The sequence below is a fragment of the Kitasatospora sp. NPDC093679 genome (assembly GCF_040683455.1).
In the GTDB taxonomy this organism is placed as follows: domain Bacteria; phylum Actinomycetota; class Actinomycetes; order Streptomycetales; family Streptomycetaceae; genus Kitasatospora; species Kitasatospora arboriphila.
This window is the reverse complement of record NZ_JBFBDW010000067.1, coordinates 1-24,990: the sequence shown is the minus strand read 5'-3', so window position 1 is coordinate 24,990 and position 24,990 is coordinate 1. Positions and strand designations below refer to the sequence as shown.

The window sequence follows — 24,990 nt, the reverse complement described above, 5'->3', positions numbered from 1 at the left end:
GGACGGCCCCGCAGGGCCGCGGCACGGCCGGCAAGGACCAGCCGGCCGGCTCGAAGGGCCGGCGGCCGGGCAAGCAGACCGTCCGGCCGCCGAAGGCGCTGCGCACCGGCGAGCCGAAGTCCGGCGCGGCGGCGAAGCGGGCGTCCGGGCCCCGGGCCGAGTCGAAGCCCAGGGTGCCGAGCGGCGATCCGCTGGTCGGCGAGCGCTACGAGGTCGAGGTCGGCCCCGTCGCGCACGGCGGCGGCCACTGCGTCGCCCGGCACGAGGGCCGGGTGCTGTTCGTCCGGCACACCCTGCCCGGCGAGCGCGTGATCGCCGAGGTCACCGAGGGCACCACCACCTCCCGCTTCCTGCGGGCCGACGCCGTGGAGGTCCTGGAGCCCGCCAAGGAGCGCATCGCCGCGCCCTGCCCGTTCTCCGGCCCCGGCAAGTGCGGCGGCTGCGACTGGCAGCACGTCACCCCGGGCGGCCAGCGCAAGCTCAAGGGCCAGGTGCTGACCGAGCAGCTCGCCAAGCTCGCCGGGCTGACCCCCGCCGAGGCCGGCTGGGACGGCTCGGTGGAGCCGGTCGGCGGCAAGCTCCCGGCGGGCGAGGTCCCGGCCTGGCGCACCCGCGTCCAGTACACCGTCGACCCGGAGACCGGCCGGGCCGGCCTGCGCCGGCACCGTTCGCACGACGTGCAGCCGATCGACCGCTGCCTGATCGCCGCCGAGGGCGTCACCGAGCTCGGCGTCGAGGCACAGGACTGGGACGGCGTGGCCGCCGTGGAGGCGGTCGCCGCGACCGGCTCCTCGGACCGCCAGGTCATCCTGCGGCCGCGTCCCGGCGAGCAGCTGCCGCTGGTCGAGCTCGACCGGCCGGTGTCCATCTCCCGCGTCGACGAGCAGGGCCTCTTCCACCGGGTGCACGGCCGGACCTTCGTCCGCGAGCGGGCGGCCGGCCGCACCTGGCGGGTCTCCGAGGGCGGCTTCTGGCAGATCCACCCGCAGGCGCCGGACACCCTGGTCGACGCGGTGCTGGAGGGCCTGGACCCGCAGTGGGGCGAGATGGCCCTCGACCTGTACTGCGGCGTCGGCCTGTTCGCCGGCGCGCTGGCCGACCGGGTCGGCGAGGACGGCGCGGTGCTCGGCATCGAGTCGTCCAAGCAGGCCGTGGCCGACGCCCGGCACAACCTGGCCGCCCTGGAGAACGTCCGGATCGAGTGCGACCGGGTCGAGACCCTGCTGCCGCGCACCGGCATCACCGCCACCGACCTGATCGTGCTCGACCCGCCGCGCTCCGGCGCCGGCCGCGAGACCGTCGCTCACCTGGTCGGCCTGGAGGCCCGCCGGATCGCGTACGTCGCCTGCGACCCGGCGGCGCTCGCCCGGGACCTGGCGTTCTTCCGCGAGGGTGGCTACCGGCCGGTCTCGCTGCGGGCCTTCGACCTGTTCCCGATGACCCATCACTTCGAGTGCGTGGCGATCCTGGAGCCGGTCGGCGAGGGCCCCGGCAGGAACGGGTAGCCGCTGCCGCGGACGGGAACCGCTTCGATCGGCGGGCACGGGAGGAGACTCCGGTGCCCGCCGATCGGCGTTCCGGGGCCGGAGGGTCCCGTTCCGCCGGACCGTGGCGGGAATTCGCCGTACACGCGTGTGCCGCCCGCCCGCCGACCGGGGACGGCCGGGCGTCGGCCCCCGTTCACCGGCGGCGGTCGGCGCAGGTCGGGGGCGCTGCGGGACGGCGCCGTCCGATCGTCGTGCCGGGCTGGTTTCCGGTGGGGCGCGAACGGACATCTGAGGGGGGCGGGCACGGCGAGGCGGCCGGAATGCGCCCTTGCTGTGCTAGCACCCCAGCGCTAGCTTGAATTCATGGCCAAGAAACAACTCAACGTCCGGGTGGACGCCACCACCGCCGAGATGGCCCGGGAACGGGCCGAGCAGCAGGGGATCAGCATGAACCAGTACATCGAACGGCTCGTCCAGCAGGACATGGGCGAGGCCGGGCGCCTCTTCGTGGACACCGCGGCCCAGTTCATGAAGGAGTACGAGACGGCCTTCCTGGCCGAGTTCGGAGAGCCGGGCGCGCAGGATGTGCGCCGTTGAAGCTCGAGGTCGACCTCTCGTGGCTGCTCATGACCGCTGAGCAGTACACCCCGGGCGACCCCCAGGTCACCGACTACGGGTCGCTGCTGGCCGCGGTCGCCCGGCACCAGGCCGAGATCTTCGACATCGCCGTCTACCCCGAACCGCACGACCGGGCCGCGGCCCTGATGCACCAACTGATCCGCATCCCCTCGCTGGAGCGGAACAACGAACTGTTCGCCACCGCCGTCGCCTACGCCTACCTGGTCGCCAGCGGCTGCAGCGTCGCCACCACCGCGCGCGAGGTCCGCAGCCTCGCCCGCGGCATCCGCGAGGGCAAGATCGGCGTCAGCGGGGTCGCCGAACGGCTCTCCGCCTGGGTCGTCGACGAGCCCGAGGAGGAAGAGGTCGGCGGCGACGACGACGAGGACGACACCGACTGACGCGCCGGGCGTCACCGGCCGACTCGTTAGGCTTGGGCCCCACCCCCGAGCCCGACGAGGACCGCCACGTTGCTGCAGGACATCGAGCCCCACCTGGCCTGCCCGCACTGCGCGCAGCACCTCGCCCTCGACGGCCGCACCCTGCGCTGCCCCGCCGGGCACAGCTTCGACCAGGCCCGGCAGGGCTACGTCAGCCTGCTCCCCGGCGACGCGCACACCGGCACCGGCGACACCGCGGAGATGGTCGCCGCCCGCAGCGACTTCCTCGCCGCCGGCCACTACCGGCCCGTCGCCGAGGCACTCGCCGACGCCGCCGCGGCCGCCCCCGGGGACCTCTCCGACGGACTGGTCGTCGACCTCGGCGCCGGCACCGGACACTACCTCGCGCACGTCCTCGACCGCCTCGACGGCCCGGCCGGCGCCGCCCTCGACATCTCCAAGTACGCCCTGCGCCGTGCCGCCAGGGCCTACCCCCGGATCGGCGCCGTGGTCTGCGACGCCTGGCGGCCGCTGCCCCTGCTCGACGACTGCGCCGACCTCGTCCTCAACGTCTTCGCCCCGCGCAACGGCCCCGAGATCCGCCGCGTGCTGCGCCCCGGCGGACGCCTGCTGCTGGTCGCACCGACCTCCCGCCACCTGCGCGAACTCGTCTCCGGGCTCGGCCTGCTGTCGGTCGACGAGGAGAAGGAGCGCCGGATCGACGAGAAGCTGAACCCCTGGCTGCGCCCGATCGACCGCACCGAGGTGGAGTTCACCCTGCGGCTGTCGCACCGGGACGCCGCCGCCGTCGTCGGCATGGGCCCGAACGCCTGGCACACCGAACCGGACCGGCTCGCCGCCGCACTCGCCGCCCTGCCGGAGCCGGTCGAGGTCACCGGCTCCGTGATGCTCTCGGTGTACGGCTGAGCTGCCCTCGGTGCGCGGCTGACGCGTCGCCGGCCGGGACGGCGTCCGTGTCGCCGGGCGCGCTCGTGCCCGCGCCGGCGTCCCCGTCGCCGTCCGTGACGCGGCCCGTGCTGTCGGCACCGGGCCGCGTGGACCCGCCGGGGAGGCGATGGGGGCGGTGTGCGAATGCTGAGCCGTTCGTGTGAACCGGCCCGAGCAGGGACGTTTCGTCCGGCCCTCCGGCCGCTAGGGTCCCCCGGGTGACCAGCGAAGCCGCCGCTCCCGCAGCCCCGATCGCCCGTCCCACCCGCCGCCCCGCGGTCGAGGAAATCCGGCTGACCTCCTTCAAGTCCTACCGTCGCACCACCCTGCCGCTCTCCCCGCTGACCGTGCTGCACGGCCCGTCCGGCGTCGGCAAGTCGAACGCGCTGGACGCCCTGGCGGTGCTCTCCCGGCTGGCGATCGGAGAGGAGATCGGTCCCTCGCTGGACGGCGTCGGCGGCACCGCGGGCCCGCTGGCCGGGCCCGTGCGCGGCGGCCTGAGGGGGTGCGTCCCGCACGGCCGCAACGCGATCATCCTCGGCTGCACCGTCCGCTCCTGCGCCGGACCGATCCGGCTGGAACTGGTCGTCCGCACCGACGGCCGCGTCCGGGTGGCCCGGGAATGGCTGACCCTCGCGGGCGAGACCCTGGTGGAGACCGGCGAACAGGACATCGCCCAGGGCCGGGTCAACGTCACCTGGCACAACGACACCCGGCAGGGCGACATCCGCGCGCCGTTCCCCAGCGACAGCCTGATCACCGCTCAGATCCCGCTCCGGGTGGCCGGCTCCTCGCCCGGCGAGCGCAAGGTGCTCGCCGCCACCGAACAACTGCTCACCGCCCTGCGCGAGGTCTTCCCGCTGCACCCGGTGCCCGCCGCGATGCGCAGCTGGACCAGGCCAGAACCGCAGGCCCGGCTGGTCGGCACCGCCTCCAACATCTCCGCCGTGCTCGCCCGGCTGGAGAACGAGTGCAGCCGCCGCTACGGGCGCCTGCTCAAGGCCGTCCAGGCCGCCGCCCCGCACCCGCTGCTCGGGCTGGAGGTCGCCCGCCGCGGCGAGGACGCCCAGCAGCGGCTGATGGCCGTCTTCGACGAGGGCGTGCTCGGGCGCACCGGCGCCGACCAGGCCTCCGACGGCATGCTGCGGCTGCTCGCCTTCGCCGCGGTGCTGCTCACCGGGGCCGGGGTGCTGGACGTCGACGCCGCGGCCGAGGTGCCCTCCGCCCACCGGCAGCTGACCGTCCTCGCCGAGGACCTGGGGGCCGGTCTGGGCACCGAACAGGTCGCCTCGCTGCTGCGGGTCGCCCGCGAGGTGTGCGACAAGGGGGACGTCCGGCTGCTGGCCGCACTGCAGGAGCCCGCCGCCACCGCGGAGGTGGAGGGGCTGGACCTGGTCGAGTGCCGGCGCGACCCGGCCACCGGCCACAGCGTGCTCGTCCTGCCGGACCGGACGCCCCGGGTACCGCAGCAGGCCGGGAGGGGCGACGCCGATGGGGTAGACCTGGGGGCGTGACCGACAACGACAAGCCCTCCGGCCCCGGTGGTTCCCACCCCGGCCGGGGCGGATCCGGCCGTTCCGAGCCCGGGCCGGCGCCGGGCGAGGACGCACTGGTGCGGCTGAGCCGCCGCCTCGACGCGTTCGCGGCGGCACGCAGCTGGCAGCCGTACCACACGCCCAAGAACCTGGCCGCGGCGCTCAGCGTGGAGGCCGGCGAGCTCCTGGAGATCTTCCAGTGGCTGACGCCGGAACAGGCGGACGCGGTGATGGCCGATCCCGGCCGGGCCCACCGGGTCCGGGACGAGGTCGCCGATGTGCTGGCCTACCTGCTGCAGTTCTGCAGCGTGGTGGGGGTGGACCCGGCCGAGGCGCTGGCGGCCAAGATCGAGCGCAACGAGGAGCGCTTCCCGGTGCCGGGACGCTCGCCGGCTCCGGGCGAGGGGGTGGCTTCGCGGCCGCCGTCCGCGGGTGGGGAGTTGCTGTCCGGGGCTTCGGAGTCGCCGTCCGCGGGTGCGGGCTCCTCCGGGGATTCGTCGGACGATCGGACCGGCTGACTTCCGAGTTCGGGTGGTTCGTCGCTCGTGCGGGTGACCCCGGTTGTCCACAGGGGCGGGTTGTCCACAGGTCCGGCCCGGGCGGCCAGCCCGGGCGGGGCCGGCCAGCACGCTTGCGTCGAGACACACCGTCGGCAACGGCGGTCCCGATGCGAGCGAGAGGAGCGGCGGCATGGACGCGCTGCGACTGATCAAGACGACCCGGCACGCACTGGCCGAGGCCAGGACGGCGCAGGGCGTGCTGCTGGAGGCCCGTCAGGCTGGCCTGCTCACCGAGGCGGTCGGTGCCCGGATCGCGGAGCAGGACTCCGGCGAGATCGGCGCCCTCGGCCAACTCCTCTGCGACGCGGGCGCCCATGCGGCAGGCTGCCTCGACGACCCGCCGGGCGCCCTCGGCACCCTCGACACGCTCGACGCCCTCGGCCCGCCCGGCACGGACTGGGCCGGCGGCCGGGCCCGCCGCCTGGACGACCTCGGCGAGCTCGACCCCGTCCTGTGCGAACTCTGCTTCCTGCTGCACGAGGTGGCCGAGGCGCTCGTCGTGCTCGCCTGCGGCGCCGACGCGGAGAGCGTCTACTGGCGCTGCATCGACGGGGTGGACGCCGGTGCCGACTGCAAGGAGGTGGCGGCCGAGCTGCTCCGGGCCGTCCGCCGCGCGAACGGTCTCCCGCCGCCCGAGGAGGAGGGGCCGGAGTACCTGGACGAGGGCCCGTTCGACGTCCCGGCGAGCCGGCCGGGGTGCTCCGTGGACGCTGTGGACTCCGTGGACGCCGCGGACGCCGTGGACCTGTCGGCCACCGGGTCGGAGGACCCGTCGGAGCGACTCGGCCCGCTGCTGTCCGTCCGCCTCCGCCCGCCGGTCGGTGCCGGTGCCGGTGCCGGTGCGGGTGCCGGAGCGGTGGGTCAGCCGTGAGCGTCCGGCCGGGGAGCCTCGTCGTCCGGCGTGCCGGCCTTGGAGACGGAGGACCGCAGATCGGCGCCGAGACCGGCCAGGCTGGCACTCACGGTCGCCAGCAGCTCCTCCATCTGCTGCAGGAGGTCCTTCGACGCCTCGGCCGCGGACACGTCGTCCGCGAGGTTCTGGGACGCGCCGCCGGGTCCCTCGCCGACCGGGGCGGACAGCGGGTCGGGAAGGGAGTCGGAGGCGGAGTCGGACAGGGGATCGGACATGGGGGTGCCCTTCCAGCTCGACGGTGCGGAGTACGGCGTCCGATACCGGCGCCGCCCGTCCAACGACCCCCGCCCGCGGGCGGTCACCGGGGACCACCCGTTGAGGTCCAAGACCGCCGCCGGGTCAGCCCCTCGGGTGAGCGCGGCTTGCGGCCCCGGTCCGCCCTCGGCTAGGGCCCGGAGCCGGGGCCGACCGCGGGCGGGACCGACGTCACCCGGCGAGCTGCGGCGGAACGGCAGCGGGCCCGGGCCGCGTACACGGAGGTACGCCGCCCGGGCCCGCGCGGAACACAGGAGATCAGTTGTGCGCGTGCAGCTCCGCGTTCAGCCCGCCCCACGAGCCGGACCGCGCGATGACCTCGACGGCGCCGCTCTGCGAGTTGCGGCGGAACAGCAGGTTGTCCTGGCCGGACAGCTCGACCGCCTTGGCGATCTTGCCGTCCGGGGTGGTCACCCGGGTGCCGGCGGTGACGTACAGACCTGCCTCCACCACGCAGTCGTTGCCCAGCGCGATGCCGATGCCGGCGTTGGCACCGAGCAGGCAGCGCTCGCCTACCGAGACGACCTGCTTGCCGCCACCGGACAGCGTGCCCATGATCGAGGCGCCGCCGCCGATGTCGCTGTGGTCGCCGACCACGACACCCGCGCTGATCCGGCCCTCCACCATCGAGGTGCCCAGCGTGCCGGCGTTGAAGTTGACGAAGCCCTCGTGCATCACGGTGGTGCCCTCGGCGAGGTGCGCGCCGAGGCGGACGCGGTCCGCGTGGGCGATCCGCACGCCCGTCGGGACGACGTAGTCGGTCATCCGCGGGAACTTGTCCACGCCGTAGACGGCCAGCTGACCGCCCTGCGCGCGGACCGCCAGACGGGCCTGCTCCACGTTCGCCACCGGCACCGGGCCGACGCTCGTCCAGGCGACGTTGGCGAGCAGACCGAAGATGCCGTCCAGGTTCTGCCCGTGCGGCTTGACCAGACGGTGGCTCAGCAGGTGCAGACGCAGGTAGGCGTCGTGCGCGTCGAGCGGCTTGTCGTCCAGGGAGGAGATGGTGGTGCGCACGGCGACGACCTCGACGCCGCGGCGGGCGTCGCTGCGCAGCGCCTCGGCCGCGCCGGCGCCGAGCTCGGACTCGGCCTGCTCGGCGGTCAGCCGGACGGTGCCCGCCGGGCCGGGCTCGGCCGTCAGCTCGGGCGCGGGGAACCAGGTGTCCAGGACGGTGCCGTCGGCCGCGATCGTCGCCAGGCCGGCCGCGACGGCGCCGCGTGCGAGGGAGGAGGTTTCAGCAGTCACATCGTGCACGTTAACGAATCGGGGGTGGCCGTGCCGAACGCGCTCACCGTGCGGACGCCGCGACCGGGCACCCGCGCGCTCCCTCCGACGTCCATGCCCCCGACCCGGCGGCCGACCCCGCCGGCGCGCGGACCGCCCCCGGGACGGGCCGGCACCCGGGCAGGCCCGGGACTTGCGCAGCAGCGCAAAATCCGGTGACCGGCCGATCATCCGTCGGCGATACTCGACCGGGTGTTCATCTCGATCTCCACCACGGCCACAGCCGACCGCCCGGCCACTGACCTGGGCTTCTTGCTGCACAAGCACCCGGAGAAGGTGCAGCGCTTCTCCACCTCGCACGGGGTGGCGCACGTCTTCTACCCGGAGGCCACCGAGCAGCGGTGCACGGCGGCCCTGCTCCTCGACATCGACCCCGTCGCACTCGTCCGCCAGGGCCGCGGCCGGGGCCGGTCCGGCTCGCCCGACCTCGCCCTCGCCCAGTACGTGAACGACCGGCCCTACGCCGCGTCCTCGCTGCTGGCGGTGGCGCTGCGCACGGTCTTCCGGTCGGCGATGAAGGGCGTCTGCGAGAAGCTGCCCGGCCGGGCCGAGCTGGTCATGCCGCTGCGCATCGACCTCCCCGCGGTCCCCGCGACCGGCGGCGGCGAGGGCGGCGGTCCGGCGATGGTGCGGCGGCTGTTCGAGCCGCTCGGCTGGCAGGTGGACGCGGTGGCGGTCCCGCTGGACGAGACCTTCCCCGAGTGGGGCGAGTCCCGCTACGTCCGGGTGGCGCTGACCGGTGAACTGCGCCTGGCGGACGCGCTGCAGCACCTGTACGTGCTGCTGCCGGTGCTCGACGGCGCCAAGCACTACTGGGTGGCGCCCGACGAGGTCGACAAGCTGCTCGCCGCCGGCGAGGGCTGGCTGGCCGACCACCCCGAGCTCGCCGTGATCACCCGCCGCTACCTGGCCCGGCGCTGGTCGCTGACCAGGCTCGCCATGGAGCGGCTGGCCCTGGCCCGGCTCGCCGAGGCGGACGACAGCGAGGCCGAGGAGCTGGACAACGCCGTCGACGACGACACGCCGGCCGACGACCCGGCCGCCGAGGCACCCGGCACCGACGCGGCCGGCACCGACGCTTCGGCCGGCACCGGCGCTTCGACCGGCTTCGCGCCGACCGCGGCCGAGCCGGACGCCGGCGACCGGCCCGTCCCGCTCGCCGTCCAGCGGCGGGCCGCGATCCTGGCCGCACTGGCCGAGACCGGCGCCGCCCGGGTGCTCGACCTCGGCTGCGGCCAGGGCGAGCTGGTGGGCGAACTGCTGAAGGACGCCAGGGTGACGGAGGTGCTCGGCGTGGACGTCTCCTCGCGGGCGCTGGCCGCGGCCGGGCGCAAGCTGCGGCTCGACCGCATGAGCGAGCGCCAGGCAGCCCGGGTCCGCCTGGTCCAGGGTGCGCTCACCTACACCGACGCCCGGCTCAAGGGGTACGACGCGGCCGTGCTGTCCGAGGTGATCGAGCACCTCGACCTGCCCCGGCTGCCCGCCCTGGAGTACGCCGTCTTCGGCGCGGCCCGTCCGCAGGCCGTCGTCGTCACCACCCCGAACGTCGAGTACAACGTCCGCTGGGAGACCCTCCCGGCCGGTCACGTCCGGCACTCCGACCACCGGTTCGAATGGAGCCGGGCCGAGTTCGCCGCGTGGGCCGAACGGGTCGCCGGCACCTACGGCTACACCGTCGCCCTCCGGCCGGTCGGACCGTTCGACGAGGAGGTCGGCGCGCCGACCCAGCTCGCCCTGTTCCGCACGGCCACCACCGACAATGCCCCTGAAGGGAGCGTGACCCGATGACCTCCGACGTCCTGCCCACCGGCGGCTCCGCCGACGACGGCCTGCCCGCCGGCCCCGCGGACACCGGCCCGGACACCGACGCGGACACCACCGCGGACACCGGCGGCATCGTCGGCGCGGCTGCCGACGCAGCCGCGGCCGAGGCCGCGCAGCCCGTCCGCCGACTGCCCGTCACCGACGTGTCCCTGGTCGTCCTGATCGGCACCAGCGGCTCCGGCAAGTCCACCTTCGCGCGCCGGCACTTCCAGCCGACCCAGGTCGTCTCCTCCGACTACTGCCGGGGGCTGGTCGCCGACGACGAGAACGACCAGTCGGCGTCCACCGACGCCTTCGACGTGCTCCACTACATCGTCGGCAAGCGCCTCGCGGCCGGCCGGCTCACCGTCGTCGACGCGACCAACGTGCAGCCGGAGTCCCGCAAGGCGCTGATCAGGCTCGCCCGCGAGCACGACGTGCTGCCCATCGCGATCGTGCTGGACGTCCCGACCCCGGTCTGCGCCGAGCGCAACAGCCACCGCCCGGACCGCCGGCTGCCCGCGCACGTCCTGCCGCGCCAGCAGCGCGAGCTGCGCCGCTCGATGAAGGGGCTGGAGCGCGAGGGCTTCCGCAAGGTGCACGTCCTGCGCGGCGAGGCCGAGGTCGCCGCCGCCGAGATCGTGCCGGAGAAGCGGTTCAACGACCTGCGGCACCTCACCGGCCCGTTCGACATCGTCGGCGACGTCCACGGCTGCCGTTCCGAGCTGGAGACGCTGCTCGTCCGCCTCGGCTACCGGATCGACCGTGACGACCGCGGCCGCGCCGTCGACGCCGCCCACCCCGAGGGCCGCACCGCGGTCTTCGTCGGCGACCTGGTCGACCGCGGCCCGGACACCCCGGGCGTGCTGCGCCTGGTGATGGGCATGGTCGCGGCCGGCCACGCCCTCTGCGTGCCCGGCAACCACGAGAACAAGCTCGGCCGCCACATGGACGGCCGCAAGGTCACCGTCTCGCACGGCCTGAAGGAGTCGATCGACCAGCTCGCCGCCGAGCCGGAGGAGTTCCGGGCCGAGGTCCGGGCGTTCATGCGCGGCCTGGTCAGCCACTACCTGCTGGACGGCGGCGCCCTGGTGGTCTGCCACGCCGGCCTGCCCGAGAAGTACCACGGCCGCAACTCCGGCCGGGTCCGCTCGCACGCGCTCTACGGCGACACCACCGGCGAGACCGACGAGTACGGCCTGCCGGTCCGCTACCCGTGGGCCGAGGAGTACCGCGGCCGGGCACTCGTCGTGTACGGCCACACCCCGACGCCCACGGCGAGCTTCGTCAACAACACCATCTGCCTGGACACCGGCTGCGTCTTCGGCGGCCACCTCACCGCCCTGCGCTACCCGGAGCGCGAGCTCGTCACCGTCCCGGCCGAGCAGGAGTGGTACGCCCCGGTCCGCCCGCTGCACACCGACGCGCCCGGCGGCCGCGAGGGCCGTCCGCTGGACCTGGCCGACGTGGCCGGCCGGCGGATCGTCGAGACGGCGCACCACGGGCGGGTCTCCGTCCGCGAGGAGAACGCCGCCGCGGCGCTGGAGGTGATGAGCCGCTTCGCCCTCGACCCGCGGTTGCTCGCCTACCTGCCGCCGACCATGGCGCCCTCCGCCACCTCCCGGCGCGAGGGCTACCTGGAGCACCCGGAGGAGGCGTTCTTCGCCTACCGCCACGACGGCGTGCAGCAGGTGGTCTGCGAGGAGAAGCACATGGGCTCCCGCGCGGTCGTCCTGGTCGCGCGGGACGGGTCGGCGCTGGAGAAGCGGTTCGGCCTCGCCGGCCCGGGGGCGATCTGGACGCGCACCGGCCGCGCCTTCCTCGGCGACGAGGAGCTGACCGGCGCCGTCCTGGCCCGTCTGCGGGCCGCCGCCGAGCGGGCCGGGCTGTTCGACGAGCTGGGCACCGGCTGGCTGCTGCTGGACACCGAGCTGATGCCGTGGTCGCTGAAGGCGGCCGAGCTGCTGCGCCGCCAGTACGCTGCGGTCGGCGCTGCGGCCGGCGCCGCCCTGCCGCAGGTGCTGGCCGCGCTCGACCGGGCAGCCGAGCGCGGCCTGGACGTCGCCGACCTGACGGCCCGGCAGCGGCAGCGCGCGCTCGACGCCGACGCCTTCACCGCGGCGTACCGGCGCTACTGCTGGCCGACCGAGGGCCTCAGCGGGATCAGGCTCGCCCCGTTCCAGCTGCTGGCCGCTGAGGGCGCCAACCTCGCCGTGCTGCCGCACGACCGGCACCTCGGGTGGCTCGACCGGCTGGTCGGGGCCGACGACCCCGACGAGCCGATCCTGCAGCGCACCGGCCGCCTGGTCGTGGACACCGCGGACGAGGCCTCCGTCGCGGCCGGCATCGCCTGGTGGGAGGAGCTCACCGCGGCCGGCGGCGAGGGCATGGTGGTCAAGCCGCTCGCCTCGCTGGTCCGCGACGCCGGCGGGCGCCTGGTGCAGCCGGGCGTGAAGGTGCGCGGCCGGGAGTACCTGCGGATCATCTACGGCCCGGACTACACCGAGTACCTGGACCAGCTGCGCCAGCGCTTCCTGGGGCACAAGCGCTCGCTGGCGCTGCGCGAGTACGCCCTCGGCCTGGAGGCGCTGGACCGGCTGGCCGCCGGCGAGCCGCTGTGGCGGGTGCACGAGCCGGTCTTCGCGGTGCTCGCCCTGGAGTCCGAGCCGGTCGACCCGCGGCTGTGACCTGCCCGTGCGCGCGACCGCCGTCCCCGTGACGCCGTCCGGCCCGCCCCCGCGCGACCCGCGGGGGCGGGCCGGGTCGCCCGCATCACAGCGCCATCCCTGCATACAAATTCCGACAGTCGTATACACTTCCCGTCTCGACATCGGACGACCCAGGAGCCCGGCATGGCGTTCAACCTCCGGAACAGGCACTTCCTCAAGGAGCTCGACTTCACTCCCCAGGAGTTCCGCTTCCTGGTGGACCTCGCCGCGCAGCTGAAGGCCGCCAAGTACGCCGGCACCGAGCAGCCCCGTCTGCGGGGCAAGAACATCGCCCTGATCTTCGAGAAGACCTCCACCCGGACGCGCTGCGCCTTCGAGGTGGCCGCCCACGACCAGGGCGCCGCCACCACCTACCTCGATCCGGCGGGTTCCCAGATCGGCCACAAGGAGTCCATCCGGGACTCGGCCCGGGTGCTCGGCCGGATGTTCGACGGCATCGAGTACCGCGGCCACGGCCAGGAGATCGTGGAGGAGCTGGCCGCGCACGCCGGCGTCCCGGTGTGGAACGGGCTGACCGACGAGTGGCACCCGACCCAGATGCTCGCGGACGTGCTCACCGTCCGCGAGCACTGCGCCAAGCCGCTCGGCGACGTCGCCCTCGCCTACCTCGGCGACGCCCGCAACAACATGGGCAACTCGCTGCTCGTGACGGGCGCCCTGCTCGGCATGGACGTGCGGATCGTGGCCCCGCGGGAGCTCTGGCCGGCCGACGACGTGCAGAAGGCCGCCCAGGACCTCGCCGCGACGACCGGCGCCCGGATCACCGTCACCGAGTCGGTGGAGGAGGGCGTGGCGGGCGCCGACTTCCTCTACACCGACGTCTGGGTCTCCATGGGCGAGCCCAAGGAGGTGTGGGCCGAGCGGATCGCCCTGCTGAAGCCGTACCAGGTCTCCATGGACACCGTCCGGCTGACCGGCAACCCCGCCGTCAAGTTCCTGCACTGCCTGCCCGCGTACCACGACCTCGGCACCGAGATCGGCCGCCAGATGCACGAGGAGACCGGCATGACCGAGCTGGAGTGCACCGACGAGCTCTTCGAGTCCGCGCACTCGGTGGTCTTCGACCAGGCGGAGAACCGGCTGCACACCATCAAGGCCGTGCTGGTCGCCACCCTCGGGGACTGACCGCACCCCTGGGCCGGACCGGGTCGGGCCGGTCCGGCGGTCCGGCCCGCCCCGGGGCGCTCAGAAGTCGACGTTCACGCACGCCACCCGGGCGCCCGCAGGGTGGGCGCCCTCGGCGTGCACGGTGTGCAGCACCAGCGACCGTGCCCCGCCCGGCCGGAACCGCCAGTGCACCGCGGTCCGTGCCGTCCCGTCCCCGGCCGCGTCGGTGCGCAGGGCGAGCCGGACCTCGTTGCGGTCGTTGGCGTAGGCCCGGTCGGTGGAGGGCTGCACCGGGTCCACGGCGTCCTGGTAGTGCGGGCCGGAGGCGGCCGGGTCCGCCCCGCACTGCCCGGTGTGCACGTGGGCGGCCAGTTCGGTGGCGGGGGCGATCCCGGTGAGTTCCAGCTCGACGGCCGTCCCGGTGCCGCTCCAGGCCTCGGTGACCCGGACGCGGGAGCCGTACGGCACGACGTCCGGGGCGTGGCTGATCGCGGCCGGCGGGACGAAGGCCGTGGCCGGCGCGAAGTCCGCCTCGACCACCGTGCCGGGCCCGCCGAGCGCGGGCAGCAGCAGGAGGGCGGGCAGCGCGGCTGTGAACGGGACGGGCATCGGCGCACCTCTCGACGGGCCGCGGCGCTCGGGCGCCGGGCGGGGCCAGCACCCCACGGTGGCGGTCCGCGGCGGCCGGTGCACGGCGCCGTGCCGCCGGGTCACCCGGACGAGCGGTCGCCCCCGGACGGCTGGCCGCCGGCCCCGGTGCCGTCACCGCCGCCGGGGGTGGCGACCGGGCCCGGCCGGATGCCGCGGATCTCGCAGCGCGGCCCGCTGGCCCGCATCAGCCGCAGGTCGGCGGTGACCAGCGGCGCCCCGAGCTGCTCGGCGAGGGCGACGTAGGCGGCGTCGTCCGGGGTGAGGTTGTCCTTGAGCGCCCAGATCCGCCCCAGCAGCGGCGTCACGTCGACCCGCCGGACGGTCAGGGACGGCAGCCGGTCGGCGATCTCGGAGACCTGCTCGGCGGTGAGTTCCCGGGCGAGGTAGAGGCCGCGCAGCGACTGCATCACCTCGATCAGCACGTGGTCGGGTGCGGCCCACTCGTCGTCCCGGGCGAGTTCGGCCCGGGCGGCGCGGCCGCGGTCCCCCTCGTCGGCCAGTGCCAGCACCAGTGCGGACGCGTCCACCACGATCATCTTCGACTGCCCCCGGGCTCTCGCTCCGGCCGGTCGTCCCGTCGTGCCGCCGGCTCGGCTCCACCGTAGCCGTCCCCGTCCCCGGGCAGTCCCGTACGGTCCCGCGCCGTCCCGCCTGCTGCCGCGCCCCGGAGCTGCGGTGCTCCCGCTCCCTCTCAGCGGGCCGCCAGCATCCCCACCAGCACCGAACTCGCGTTGGCGGTGAGCGAGGCGGCCGCGAGCAGCGGCCCGGGCAGCCGGACGGTGCCGGTGCGGGCGTCCGTGCCGACGGCCGGTGCGGCCCGGCCCGCCGTCAGCAGTCCGGCCAGCACGGCCTCGACCGCGCACACCGAAGCCTCGGCGAGCGCGAAGGCCGTCCAGTAGGCTGCGGCGGGCCCGGCGGCGGCATGCCGGAGCGACCACCAGAGCACCGGGTGGGTCAGTCCGTTCACCGCGGCTCCCGCCAGGGCGGCCCGGGCCGGACGGACGCGGCCGAGGCCGGCGAGCGCCGCGGTGTACAGCGGCACTTCGACGAGCAGGGTGAGCGCGAGGGCCAGGGGATACGGCACGGGCGTGATGGTGCCACGGGCGGAACGGCCGGGAGGGATCGGCATGGCGGTCGGCGCGGTGCCGGCGGTGCGGACGGCGGGCGCGGCCCTGCCGACGGCCGGGTTCGTGCTGGCGGCCGCGATCGCCCTGGCGTTCGCGCTGCGCGCCCCCGCCGGCCTGGCGGTGCTCGGCCTCGCGACCTTCGGCATCCTGCACAACGTGCTCGAACTGCGCTACGTCGCGGGGCGCTTCGGAGAGGTGCTGGCCGGCCGGTTCCTGCGGCTGCTGCTGGTGCTGATCACCGGGATCGTGGTCTGCCGGCTGCTGCCGCCGGGGCCGGTCCCGCACGCCGCCGAGATCCTGCTCGCGTACGGGCTGCTGGCGGCGGCCTGTCTGCAGGCGCTGCGCCGGCGTCCGGTCGCGCTGGCCGGGGCCGCGGTGGTGCTCTCGGCCGCGGCAGCGCTGTCGCTGTCCTTCCCGGCGTACCACTTCGTGGTGCTGGCGCACCTGCACAACCTGGTGCCGCTGGTCTTCCTGTGGGAGTGGTCGAGGCGGCTGCCGCGCGGCCGGGCGGTGTTCCTGGCGGTGCAGTGCGGCTGGGTGCTGGCCGTGCCGGCACTGCTGCTGCTCGGGGCGCTGGACGGGGTGCTGGCCCCGGCCGACGGGGGAGTGGCGCGGCTGGCGGCCGCGTACACGCCGCCGGCCTGGCTGCACACCGCGGCGGGGCTGCGCTTCGTGGCGGTGTTCGCCTTCCTGCAGACCATGCACTACGTGGTGTGGGTGTGGTTCCTGCCGCGGCACGCGCCGGACGCCGCGGCGGCCTTCGAGCGGCGGGTGCCGCTGCTGCGGGGCGGCCGGGCCTGGCTGCTCGGGGCCGGCGCGGGGGCGGCGCTCGCCGTGCTCTTCGCCACCGACTGGGCGCAGGGCAGGACGCTGTACGCGGCGGTGGCGAGCTACCACGCCTACCTGGAGTTCCCCGTCCTGTTGCTGCTGGTGGCGGGACTCGCCCCGGCGGCGCCGTCCGACCGAAAGGACCTCTCGTGAACGCAACGGCCGTGCTGCTGGCGGACATCGCCCCGGAACCCGCGGACTCCGCCGGACCGCTGGTGATCGTCCTGGTGGGGGCTCTGGTGGTGGCCGGGGTGCTGGCCCTGCTGTGGTTCGCGCGGTCGCGCCGCAGGGGCTGACCTGCTGCGGTTGCGCAGGGGCATCGCCGGGTGAAGTTTGGACGCAGCCATGCACTATGGTTTATCTCGACATCGAGATAACTTCGCACTATCATTTATCTTGACGTCAAGATAGTTGCCGAGAGCCGCACGCCTTCCACATCGGCGAGGTGGGCTTAGCTAAGGCTTACCTTACCATCGGGTGGACCCAGAAGGAGTCAGTCGTGTCCGCGAACAGCTTCGACGCCCGCAGCTCGCTGCAGGTGGGCGACGAGTCGTACGAGATCTTCAAGCTCTCCGCCGTCGAGGGTTCCGAGCGGCTGCCGTACAGCCTCAAGGTCCTGCTGGAGAACCTGCTCCGCACCGAGGACGGCGCGAACATCACCGCCGACCACATCCGCGCGCTGGGCAACTGGGACGCGACGGCCGAGCCGTCCGAGGAGATCCAGTTCACCCCGGCCCGCGTGATCATGCAGGACTTCACCGGCGTGCCGTGCGTCGTCGACCTCGCCACCATGCGCGAGGCCGTGAAGGAGCTGGGCGGCGACCCCTCCAAGATCAACCCGCTGGCCCCGGCCGAGCTGGTCATCGACCACTCCGTCATCGCCGACAAGTTCGGCACCCCGGACGCCTTCGTCCAGAACGTCGAGATCGAGTACGGCCGCAACAAGGAGCGCTACCAGTTCCTGCGCTGGGGCCAGACCGCCTTCGACGAGTTCAAGGTCGTCCCGCCCGGCACCGGCATCGTGCACCAGGTCAACATCGAGCACCTGGCCCGCACCGTCATGGTCCGCAACGGTCAGGCGTACCCCGACACCTGCGTCGGCACCGACTCGCACACCACCATGGTCAACGGCCTCGGCGTGCTCGGCTGGGGCGTCGGCGGCATCGAGGCCGAGGCCGCGATGCTCGGCCAGCCGGTCTCCATGCTGATCCCGCGCGTGGTCGGCTTCAAGCTCAACGGCCAGCTCCCGGCCGGCACCACCGCCACCGACCTGGTGCTCACCATCACCGAGATGCTGCGCAAGCACGGTGTGGTCGGCAAGTTCGTCGAGTTCTACGGCGAGGGCGTCACCGCCATCCCGCTGGCGAACCGCGCCACCATCGGCAACATGTCGCCGGAGTTCGGCTCGACCTGCGCGATCTTCCCGATCGACGCCGAGACCATCAACTACCTCAAGCTCACCGGCCGTGACGAGCAGCAGCTCGCCCTGGTCGAGGCGTACGCCAAGGAGCAGGGCCTCTGGCACGACCCGTCGGTCGAGCCGGTCTACTCCGAGTACCTGGAGCTGGACGTCTCCACCGTCGTCCCGTCGATCTCCGGCCCGAAGCGCCCGCAGGACCGCGTGATCCTGGCCGAGGCCGCGCAGAAGTTCGCCGAGGCGCTGCCGACCTACTCCGCCGAGGCCTCGAAGCCGACCGCCGTCACCGCCCCCGACGGCTCGTCCTACGAGATCGACAACGGCGCGGTCGTGATCGCCTCGATCACCTCCTGCACCAACACCTCCAACCCCTCCGTCATGCTGGGCGCCGCCCTGCTGGCGAAGAAGGCCGTGGAGAAGGGCCTGCACGTCAAGCCCTGGGTCAAGACCACCCTGGCGCCCGGCTCCAAGGTCGTCATGGACTACTACGAGAAGGCCGGCCTGCTCCCGTACATGGAGAAGCTGGGCTTCAACCTGGTCGGCTACGGCTGCGTCACCTGCATCGGCAACTCGGGCCCGCTGCCCGAGGAGGTCTCGGCCGCCGTCAACGAGTCCGACCTGGCGGTCGTCTCGGTGCTCTCCGGCAACCGCAACTTCGAGGGCCGGATCAACCCCGACGTCAAGATGAACTACCTGGCCTCCCCGCCGCTGGTGGTCGCCTACGCCCTCGCCGGCAACATGAACGTCGACATCACCCGCGACGCGCTCGGCCAGGACGCGGACGGCAACGACGTCTTCCTCGCCGACATCTGGCCCTCCGAGCAGGAGGTCGCCGACGTCGTCGCCGGCTCCATCGACCAGGACATGTTCGACAAGGGCTACCAGGACGTCTTCGCCGGCGACCACCGCTGGCAGTCGCTCCCGGTCCCGACCGGCAACACCTTCGAGTGGGACGCCGAGTCCACCTACGTCCGCAAGCCCCCGTACTTCGAGGGCATGGCCAAGACCCCGAGCCCGGTGACCGACATCGCCGGCGCCCGCGTCCTGGCCAAGCTGGGCGACTCGGTCACCACCGACCACATCTCCCCGGCCGGCAACATCAAGCCGGGCACCCCGGCGGCGCAGTACCTCACCGAGCACGGTGTGGAGAAGCGTGACTTCAACTCCTACGGCTCGCGCCGTGGCAACCACGAGGTCATGATCCGCGGCACCTTCGCCAACATCCGCCTGCGCAACCAGATCGCGCCGGGCACCGAGGGCGGCTACACCCGCGACTTCACCCAGGCCGACGGCCCGGTGTCGTTCATCTACGACGCCTCGCAGAACTACCAGGCCGCTGGCATCCCGCTGGTCGTCCTGGCGGGCAAGGAGTACGGCTCCGGCTCGTCCCGCGACTGGGCCGCCAAGGGCACCGCGCTGCTCGGCGTCAAGGCCGTCGTCGCCGAGTCCTACGAGCGCATCCACCGCTCGAACCTGATCGGCATGGGCGTCCTGCCGCTGCAGTTCCCCGAGGGCCAGACGGCCGACACGCTCGGCCTGACCGGCGAGGAGACCTTCTCCATCACCGGTGTCACCGAGCTCAACGAGGGCCGCACCCCGAAGACCGTCAAGGTCAAGGCCGGTGACGTCGAGTTCGACGCGGTCGTCCGCATCGACACCCCCGGTGAGGCGGACTACTACCGCAACGGCGGCATCCTGCAGTACGTGCTGCGCAGCCTGATCGGCTGAGTCCCGTAGGAGAGCACGAGCGGCCGGGCCGCACCCCCTTCGCGGGGTGCGGCCCGGCCGTCGCCGTAGTGGCCCGGAAGCACGGCGCAGCACTCCGAGGTGCGGGACCCCGTCCACGCCGAGCGGCGGGCCCTGCTGCCGGCCGTCACCGGCCGCCCTGCGGCCACGCCGACCTGCCCGGCGACGGGCTTTTCCGGCCCTCGCCGCCCGCGGTCGGCACTCACCCGCCGACGTCCGTTCGCCAACGCCCGTCCGTGACCGCCCCCTTGTGCGCACCGGCCCCAGTGGACTAAACCTCTGTCTCGGCTTGGTTCAGACCAATTGACGCCGATTCAGAGAAGGCCACGGCATGCCCAGACGCACCTCCGCAGTCCTCGCGATGGCGGTCGCCGCCGCACTTGCCGCACCCACCGCGGCCCGGGCCCACGACCACGGCCCCCGCCTCAAGGGCGAGCGGGTCGGCTACTTCACCCAGTGGGGCATCTACGGCGGCTACTCCGCCAAGAAGGTGCAGGACTCCGGCCAGGCCGGAAAGCTCACCGTCCTCAACTACGCCTTCGGCAACGTCTCCGCCGACGGCACCTGCTTCGAGGCCAACGCCGCCGGTGTCGGTGACGCCTGGGCCGACTACCAGCGCCCGGTCGGCGCCGAGGAGTCGGTGGACGGCGTCGCCGACACCGCCGAGCAGCCGCTGAAGGGCAACTTCAACCAGCTGCGCAAGCTCAAGGCGAAGAACCCGCAGCTGCGCGCGGTGATCTCGCTCGGCGGCTGGACCTGGTCCAAGTACTTCTCGGACGCCGCCGCCACGGACGCCGCCCGCAAGAAGTTCGTCTCCTCCTGCATCGACCTCTACCTCAAGGGCGACCTGCCGCAGCTCGGCTCCGTCGAGGGCGGCGCGGGTGCGGGCGCCGGCGTCTTCGACGGCATCGACATCGACTGGGAGTACCCCGGCGGCGGGGGCGACGCCGGCAACGTCGTCCGCCCGGAGGACGGCCGGAACCACACCCTGCTGATGCAGGAGTTCCGCCGCCAGCTGGACGCGCTCGGCCGGCAGCGGCACACGCACTACCTGCTGACCGCCGCCGTCCCGGCCGGCGAGGAGAAGGCCGACCGGCTGGAGGTCCGCAAGGTCGCCAAGTCGGTGGACTGGCTCAACCTCATGACCTACGACCTGCACGGCCCCTGGGAGGCCCAGGGGCCGACCGACCACCAGGCCAACCTCTACTCGGACCCGGCCGACCCGTCCCCGGCGAACGCCGGCTACAGCGCGGACCGGGTGGTGCGGCACTACCTCGCGAAGGGCCTGCCCGCGGCCAAGGCGGTGCTCGGCGTGCCGTTCTACGGCTACGGCTGGACGGGCGTGCCGGACGGTGGCCGGGCCGGCCTGTACCAGAGCGCCACCGGCCTCGCCCAGGGTGGCAACCTGCCCTGGAACCGGATCAAGGACCTGCCGGGCACCGTCCACGAGGACCGGCGGCACGGCGCGACCTGGAAGTACGACGGCACCGAGTTCTGGACGTACGACACACCCGATCTGCTGACCCGCAAGGCGCGCTACGTCGCCGTGAACGGCCTCGGTGGTGTGATGGCGTGGTCGCTCGACAACGACGACAGCCAGGGGACGCTGGTCGCCGCCCTGGACGCCGGCCTGCGGAGGTGACGGGCGGCAGGTGACGGCGGGGAGGTGACGGCGGGTAGGTGGCGGCCGGGGGTGACGGCCGTCCCGGACGCGCAGTTTCGGGCATCACGATTTCGGTTCGTTGATGCGCGAAGCTGCGCGTTTCCATGTTCAAACGCGCAAGAACGCGCTACCTTCTCGGTACCGGTCGGGCGGTCGCAATGGGCAGGCTCCCTGCGCGTTGCACATGCTGCACCGCCCGCAACGCTTTGACTCCCAACCTGACCCATCCAGCGGCCCGACTATTGCCGGAGGGTGAACAGTGGACTATACCTGTGCGCATCGACCGCACGCCTCTGACCGGCGCAGTTGCCGCTAGGCGGGCCTGAAAGACCGGGAATTGACATCTCGTCATACCCCGCGGCATCACCATCTTCTTGGACATCGAGGGGCTAGGGGCACACTTCATGGGCTCTGCAACCGAGTACAACCGCCGGGACATCTTCAAGCGCGCCGCCGGCATCGCCGTGCTCGCTGCGACCGGCGGCTCCCTGCTCACCGCGTGTGCCGGCGGCACCGGCGGCAGCAGCGACAAGGGCGCCAAGGGCGCCGCGGGCTACAACCTGACCGACGCGAAGAACCCGTTCGGCGTCAAGGACGGCGAGGGCCTCGAGGTCTTCATCTTCGACGGCGGTTACGGCAACGAGTACGCCAAGCGGTTCGAGGAGATCTACTCCAAGAGCTACCCCGGCGCGAAGATCAACCACCAGGCCGACAAGGACGTCACCGGCAAGCTCCAGCCGCGCTTCAACGCCGGCTCCCCGCCGGACGTCATCGACGACTCGGGCGCCAAGCAGATGAAGCTCGACGTCCTCGCCGACTCCGGCCAGCTCACCGACCTCGCCCCGCTGCTGGACGCGCCCTACATCGACGACCCGTCGAAGAAGATCCGTGACGTCCTGATGCCCGGCACCATCGAGTCCGGCACCGTCAAGGGCAAGGTCTACAACCTGTCCTACGTCTACACCGTCTGGGGCTTCTGGTACTCCGGCAAGCTCTTCAAGGACAACGGCTGGACGGCGCCGAAGACCTGGGCCGAGTTCATCGACCTCTGCGGCAAGATCAAGGCCAAGGGCATCGCCCCGCTCGCCCACCAGGGCAAGTACCCGTACTACATCAACGTCGTCATGATGGACATGATCGCCAAGCAGGGCGGCCTGGACCTCATGAAGCGGATCGACAGCCTCGACGCCGCCGCCTGGGACGACCCGGCCGTGAAGACCGCCGTCGAGTCGTTCTTCCAGGTCGTCGACAAGGACTTCCTGCTGCCCGGCACCAACGGCATGACCCACACCGAGTCGCAGACCGCCTGGAACCAGTACAAGGCCGCGTTCATCCCCTCCGGCTCCTGGCTGGAGAACGAGCAGCTGCCGACCACCCCGGCCGACTTCGACATGAAGTTCCTGCCGATCCCGTCGCTGCCCGGCGACAAGCTGCCCTTCGAGGCCATCCGCGCCGGCGCCGGCGAGCCCTTCATCGTCCCGGCCAAGGCCAAGAACGTGGCCGGCGGCCTGGAGCTGCTGCGCATCATGCTGACCAAGGAGGCCTCGGGCAAGTTCGCCCAGACCGCCAACAGCCTCACCTGCCTCAAGGACGGCGTCGGCCCCGAGGTGCAGCTCAAGCCCGGCACCGCGTCGACCGTGGTCGCGCTGAAGGCCGCCGCCGCCAACACCTTCAACTTCCAGTACCCGAACACCGCCTCCAAGTTCGACGAGGACCTGCAGAACGCCTCGGGCGAGCTCATGGCCAAGCGCATCACTCCCACGGAGTGGATCAAGCGCGCCAAGGAGTCGGCCGCCAAGAACAAGACCGCCTGACCGGTCGGACTCGAACAGCGCACCGGGGGCCCCGAACCGCCCCCGGTGCGCCCGCCTGACGGACAGGAGAAGTGACCGCATGCGTCACGGCAAGTACCCCTTCATCGTGGGGTTCCTCTTCCTCCCGATCGTGCTGTACGTCGGCCTGGTGCTCTGGCCGTACGCACAGACCTTCGGATACTCCCTGACTGACTGGTCCGGGGCGAGCCAGGAGATGAATTTCATCGGCCTGGACAACTACACGAGACTCCTCGATGACGAGGTCTTCGGCGGGGCGCTGTGGCACAACCTGCTGCTGCTGGTCCTGCTGCCGATCGTGACGATACTGATCGCGCTCTTCTTCGCCTTCATGCTCAACGTCGGCGGGAAGACCGGCACCGGCGGCGTCCAGGGCGTCCGCGGCGCCGGCTTCTACAAGGTGGTCTTCTTCTTCCCGCAGGTCCTGTCGATCGCGATCCTCGCCGTGCTGTGGGGCGCGGTCTACCGCACCGACGAGAGCGGCCTCGCCAACGGCATCCTGATCAAGCTCGGCCTGGCCTCGGCGAACGACCCGGTGCAGTTCCTGTCCAACCCGGACATGGTGCTCTGGTGCGTGCTCGCCGTCCTCGTCTGGTCCGGCGTCGGCTTCTACCTGGTGCTCTTCTCGGCCGCCATGCAGTCGATCCCCAAGGACATCTACGAGGCGGCCCTGCTGGACGGCGCCAAGCGCGCCCAGACCTTCTTCCGGATCACCCTGCCGCTGCTCTGGGAGACCGTGCAGACCGCCTGGGTCTACCTGGCGATCGTCGCGATGGACGCCTTCGCCCTCGTCTCCAGCATCACCCCGGGCGCCTACTTCGGCGGCGGCCCCGACCACCACAGCGAGCTGATCTCCACGTACCTGATGCGCAGCTTCCTGCGCAACGGCGAGGCGGGCTACGCCTGCGCCATGGGCGTGGTGATCTTCTTCTTCACGCTGATCCTGACCATCGTCTCGCTCTGGGTCACCAAGCGCGACAAGATCGAGTACTGAGCGGGGACGGCGACATGAGCACTCTCGACAAGGCCGCGAGCCTCCCCGGCCAGCGCACCGGCAGCCGGCCCACCGACCGCCCGCAGCGCTTCGCCGAAGGCGGCGGCGTGCTGAACGTCTTCTCGCACGGCTTCCTCGCCCTGTGGGCCGTGATGATCGTCCTGCCGCTGGCCTGGGTCGTCCTCGGCTCCTTCAAGACCGACGCCCAGATCAACGGCTCCGCCTGGAGCTGGCCCGACACCTTCAAGTTCGACGCCTTCGGGCGCGCCTGGGAGAAGGGCATCGGCGGGTTCTTCGTCAACACCCTGATCGTCCTGTCGGGCTCGCTGACGCTGACGATGCTGCTCGGCTCGATGGCCGCCTACGTGCTGGCCCGCTACGAGTTCAGGGGCAACAAGGTCATCTACTACCTGTTCGTCGCCGGCGCGATGTTCCCGGTGTACCTGGCCCTGGTGCCGCTGTTCTTCATGGTCCGCAACCTGGGCGAGGTCAGCCCGCTGCTCGGCCTCAACAGCTACCTCGGCCTGATCCTGGTGTACGTCGCGTTCTCGCTGCCGTTCACCGTCTTCTTCATGTACTCGTTCTTCCGCACCCTGCCGACCGCCGTGCACGAGGCGGCCATGCTGGACGGCTGCTCGCACACCCGGGCGTTCTTCCGGATCATGGTGCCGATGGCCAAGCCCGGCCTCATCAGCGTCGGCATCTTCAACGTGCTCGGCCAGTGGAACCAGTACATCCTGCCGGTGACCCTGATGCAGCCCACCACCGCCGGCGAGGCCGACCACTCGATGCTCGCCCAGGGCCTGGTCAACCTCGCCTTCCAGTCCGGCTACAAGAGCGACGCCCCGGCCCTGTTCGCCGGCATGACGATCGCCATGCTGCCCGTGCTGGTGGTCTACCTCTCCTTCCAGCGCCAGGTCCAGGCCGGCCTCACCTCGGCCACGCTCAAGTAGCAGCGGCGCCCGGGGCACAGGGGCGGCGACAACAGGGGCGCGGGGAACCGCGCGAGTCGGAAGGGCACCGCGTGTGCCGTCCCGCCGCGCGGATCCCCGCGCCCCTCGTCGTCCCCCGGGTCAGCCCCGGTCGCCGCGGCGACGTGAGCGTGGCCGA

The 24,990-nt window shown here is 72.9% G+C and carries 22 protein-coding genes; 17 read left to right on the top strand and 5 right to left on the bottom strand.

Going from position 1 to position 24,990, the window contains the following annotated elements; genetic code table 11:
- Window positions 1-173: 173 nt before the first annotated feature.
- From AB0O09_RS34565 to AB0O09_RS34535, 7 genes are all read left to right on the top strand, one after another.
- On the top strand, window positions 174-1,505 hold the full coding sequence (locus AB0O09_RS34565) for a TRAM domain-containing protein (RefSeq protein ID WP_363548837.1): 1,332 nt from the start codon (window positions 174-176) through the stop codon (window positions 1,503-1,505).
- A 345-nt stretch (window positions 1,506-1,850) separates the two neighbouring features.
- Window positions 1,851-2,084, top strand: a complete 234-nt coding sequence (locus tag AB0O09_RS34560) for a toxin-antitoxin system HicB family antitoxin (protein WP_030270443.1) — start codon at window positions 1,851-1,853, stop codon at window positions 2,082-2,084.
- The gene (locus AB0O09_RS34555) at window positions 2,081-2,506 is read left to right on the top strand and encodes a fic family toxin-antitoxin system, toxin component (protein WP_263105354.1); all 426 of its coding nucleotides are present in this window, start codon (window positions 2,081-2,083) and stop codon (window positions 2,504-2,506) included. The genes AB0O09_RS34560 and AB0O09_RS34555 overlap by 4 nt, the downstream gene beginning before the upstream one ends.
- Window positions 2,507-2,575: 69 nt before the next feature.
- Window positions 2,576-3,412: a putative RNA methyltransferase gene (locus AB0O09_RS34550; RefSeq protein WP_363548812.1), complete on the top strand. Its 837-nt coding sequence runs from the start codon at window positions 2,576-2,578 to the stop codon at window positions 3,410-3,412.
- A 239-nt stretch (window positions 3,413-3,651) separates the two neighbouring features.
- Window positions 3,652-4,947 (top strand): ATP-binding protein, encoded by a 1,296-nt coding sequence (locus AB0O09_RS34545; RefSeq protein WP_363548811.1) that lies wholly within the window; start codon window positions 3,652-3,654, stop codon window positions 4,945-4,947.
- A 95-nt stretch (window positions 4,948-5,042) separates the two neighbouring features.
- Window positions 5,043-5,486 carry a nucleotide pyrophosphohydrolase gene (locus AB0O09_RS34540; RefSeq protein WP_363548835.1) on the top strand — a complete coding sequence of 148 codons (444 nt, stop codon included), beginning with the start codon at window positions 5,043-5,045 and terminating at the stop codon, window positions 5,484-5,486.
- A gap of 172 nt (window positions 5,487-5,658) precedes the next feature.
- Complete coding sequence (locus tag AB0O09_RS34535) at window positions 5,659-6,399, top strand: DUF6099 family protein (protein ID WP_363548809.1); 741 nt, start codon at window positions 5,659-5,661, stop codon at window positions 6,397-6,399.
- Here the strand turns inward: AB0O09_RS34535 and AB0O09_RS34530 are convergent.
- Together AB0O09_RS34530 and dapD are read right to left on the bottom strand one after the other, a co-directional pair.
- Window positions 6,390-6,656, bottom strand: a complete 267-nt coding sequence (locus tag AB0O09_RS34530; RefSeq protein WP_363548808.1) for a hypothetical protein — start codon at window positions 6,654-6,656, stop codon at window positions 6,390-6,392. The two genes, AB0O09_RS34535 and AB0O09_RS34530, sit on opposite strands and share 10 nt — an antisense overlap.
- Window positions 6,657-6,954: 298 nt before the next feature.
- On the bottom strand, window positions 6,955-7,953 hold the full coding sequence (dapD, locus tag AB0O09_RS34525) for a 2,3,4,5-tetrahydropyridine-2,6-dicarboxylate N-succinyltransferase (protein ID WP_344626009.1): 999 nt from the start codon (window positions 7,951-7,953) through the stop codon (window positions 6,955-6,957).
- Between the two features lie 222 nt (window positions 7,954-8,175).
- Here dapD and AB0O09_RS34520 point away from each other — a divergent pair, with 222 nt between their 5' ends.
- From AB0O09_RS34520 to argF, 3 genes are all read left to right on the top strand, one after another.
- Window positions 8,176-9,771 (top strand): 3' terminal RNA ribose 2'-O-methyltransferase Hen1, encoded by a 1,596-nt coding sequence (locus AB0O09_RS34520; RefSeq protein WP_363548807.1) that lies wholly within the window; start codon window positions 8,176-8,178, stop codon window positions 9,769-9,771.
- A complete protein-coding gene (locus AB0O09_RS34515) occupies window positions 9,768-12,473 on the top strand; it encodes a polynucleotide kinase-phosphatase (RefSeq protein ID WP_363548806.1) in 2,706 nt (901 codons plus the stop codon). Before AB0O09_RS34520 ends, AB0O09_RS34515 begins: the two co-directional genes overlap by 4 nt.
- Window positions 12,474-12,638: 165 nt before the next feature.
- On the top strand, window positions 12,639-13,640 hold the full coding sequence (gene argF, locus AB0O09_RS34510) for an ornithine carbamoyltransferase (RefSeq protein ID WP_344626006.1): 1,002 nt from the start codon (window positions 12,639-12,641) through the stop codon (window positions 13,638-13,640).
- A gap of 60 nt (window positions 13,641-13,700) precedes the next feature.
- Here argF and AB0O09_RS34505 read toward each other — a convergent pair whose 3' ends face one another.
- From AB0O09_RS34505 to AB0O09_RS34495, 3 genes are all read right to left on the bottom strand, one after another.
- The gene (locus tag AB0O09_RS34505; protein WP_363548803.1) at window positions 13,701-14,231 is read right to left on the bottom strand and encodes a superoxide dismutase family protein; all 531 of its coding nucleotides are present in this window, start codon (window positions 14,229-14,231) and stop codon (window positions 13,701-13,703) included.
- Window positions 14,232-14,332: 101 nt separating this feature from the next.
- Window positions 14,333-14,800, bottom strand: coding sequence for a type II toxin-antitoxin system VapC family toxin (locus AB0O09_RS34500; protein WP_363548802.1), 468 nt, complete (start codon window positions 14,798-14,800; stop codon window positions 14,333-14,335).
- Window positions 14,801-14,964: 164 nt separating this feature from the next.
- Window positions 14,965-15,357: a hypothetical protein gene (locus tag AB0O09_RS34495; RefSeq protein WP_363548801.1), complete on the bottom strand. Its 393-nt coding sequence runs from the start codon at window positions 15,355-15,357 to the stop codon at window positions 14,965-14,967.
- A 43-nt stretch (window positions 15,358-15,400) separates the two neighbouring features.
- Between AB0O09_RS34495 and AB0O09_RS34490 the strand changes: the two genes are divergently transcribed.
- The 7 genes from AB0O09_RS34490 (at window position 15,401) to AB0O09_RS34460 (ending at window position 24,833) form a co-directional block, all read left to right on the top strand.
- A complete protein-coding gene (locus AB0O09_RS34490) occupies window positions 15,401-16,381 on the top strand; it encodes a hypothetical protein (protein ID WP_363548800.1) in 981 nt (326 codons plus the stop codon).
- Window positions 16,378-16,524 (top strand): hypothetical protein, encoded by a 147-nt coding sequence (locus tag AB0O09_RS34485; RefSeq protein ID WP_363548798.1) that lies wholly within the window; start codon window positions 16,378-16,380, stop codon window positions 16,522-16,524. Before AB0O09_RS34490 ends, AB0O09_RS34485 begins: the two co-directional genes overlap by 4 nt.
- A gap of 203 nt (window positions 16,525-16,727) precedes the next feature.
- Window positions 16,728-19,373, top strand: coding sequence for an aconitate hydratase AcnA (gene acnA / locus AB0O09_RS34480; RefSeq protein ID WP_363548797.1), 2,646 nt, complete (start codon window positions 16,728-16,730; stop codon window positions 19,371-19,373).
- A gap of 349 nt (window positions 19,374-19,722) precedes the next feature.
- Window positions 19,723-21,033 (top strand): glycoside hydrolase family 18 protein, encoded by a 1,311-nt coding sequence (locus AB0O09_RS34475; protein WP_363548795.1) that lies wholly within the window; start codon window positions 19,723-19,725, stop codon window positions 21,031-21,033.
- A 425-nt stretch (window positions 21,034-21,458) separates the two neighbouring features.
- A complete protein-coding gene (gene ngcE / locus AB0O09_RS34470) occupies window positions 21,459-22,868 on the top strand; it encodes an N-acetylglucosamine/diacetylchitobiose ABC transporter substrate-binding protein (protein ID WP_363548794.1) in 1,410 nt (469 codons plus the stop codon).
- Between the two features lie 79 nt (window positions 22,869-22,947).
- Window positions 22,948-23,880 carry a sugar ABC transporter permease gene (locus AB0O09_RS34465; protein ID WP_363548792.1) on the top strand — a complete coding sequence of 311 codons (933 nt, stop codon included), beginning with the start codon at window positions 22,948-22,950 and terminating at the stop codon, window positions 23,878-23,880.
- A 14-nt stretch (window positions 23,881-23,894) separates the two neighbouring features.
- Window positions 23,895-24,833 (top strand): carbohydrate ABC transporter permease, encoded by a 939-nt coding sequence (locus AB0O09_RS34460; protein ID WP_363548791.1) that lies wholly within the window; start codon window positions 23,895-23,897, stop codon window positions 24,831-24,833.
- Window positions 24,834-24,990 lie beyond the last annotated feature (157 nt).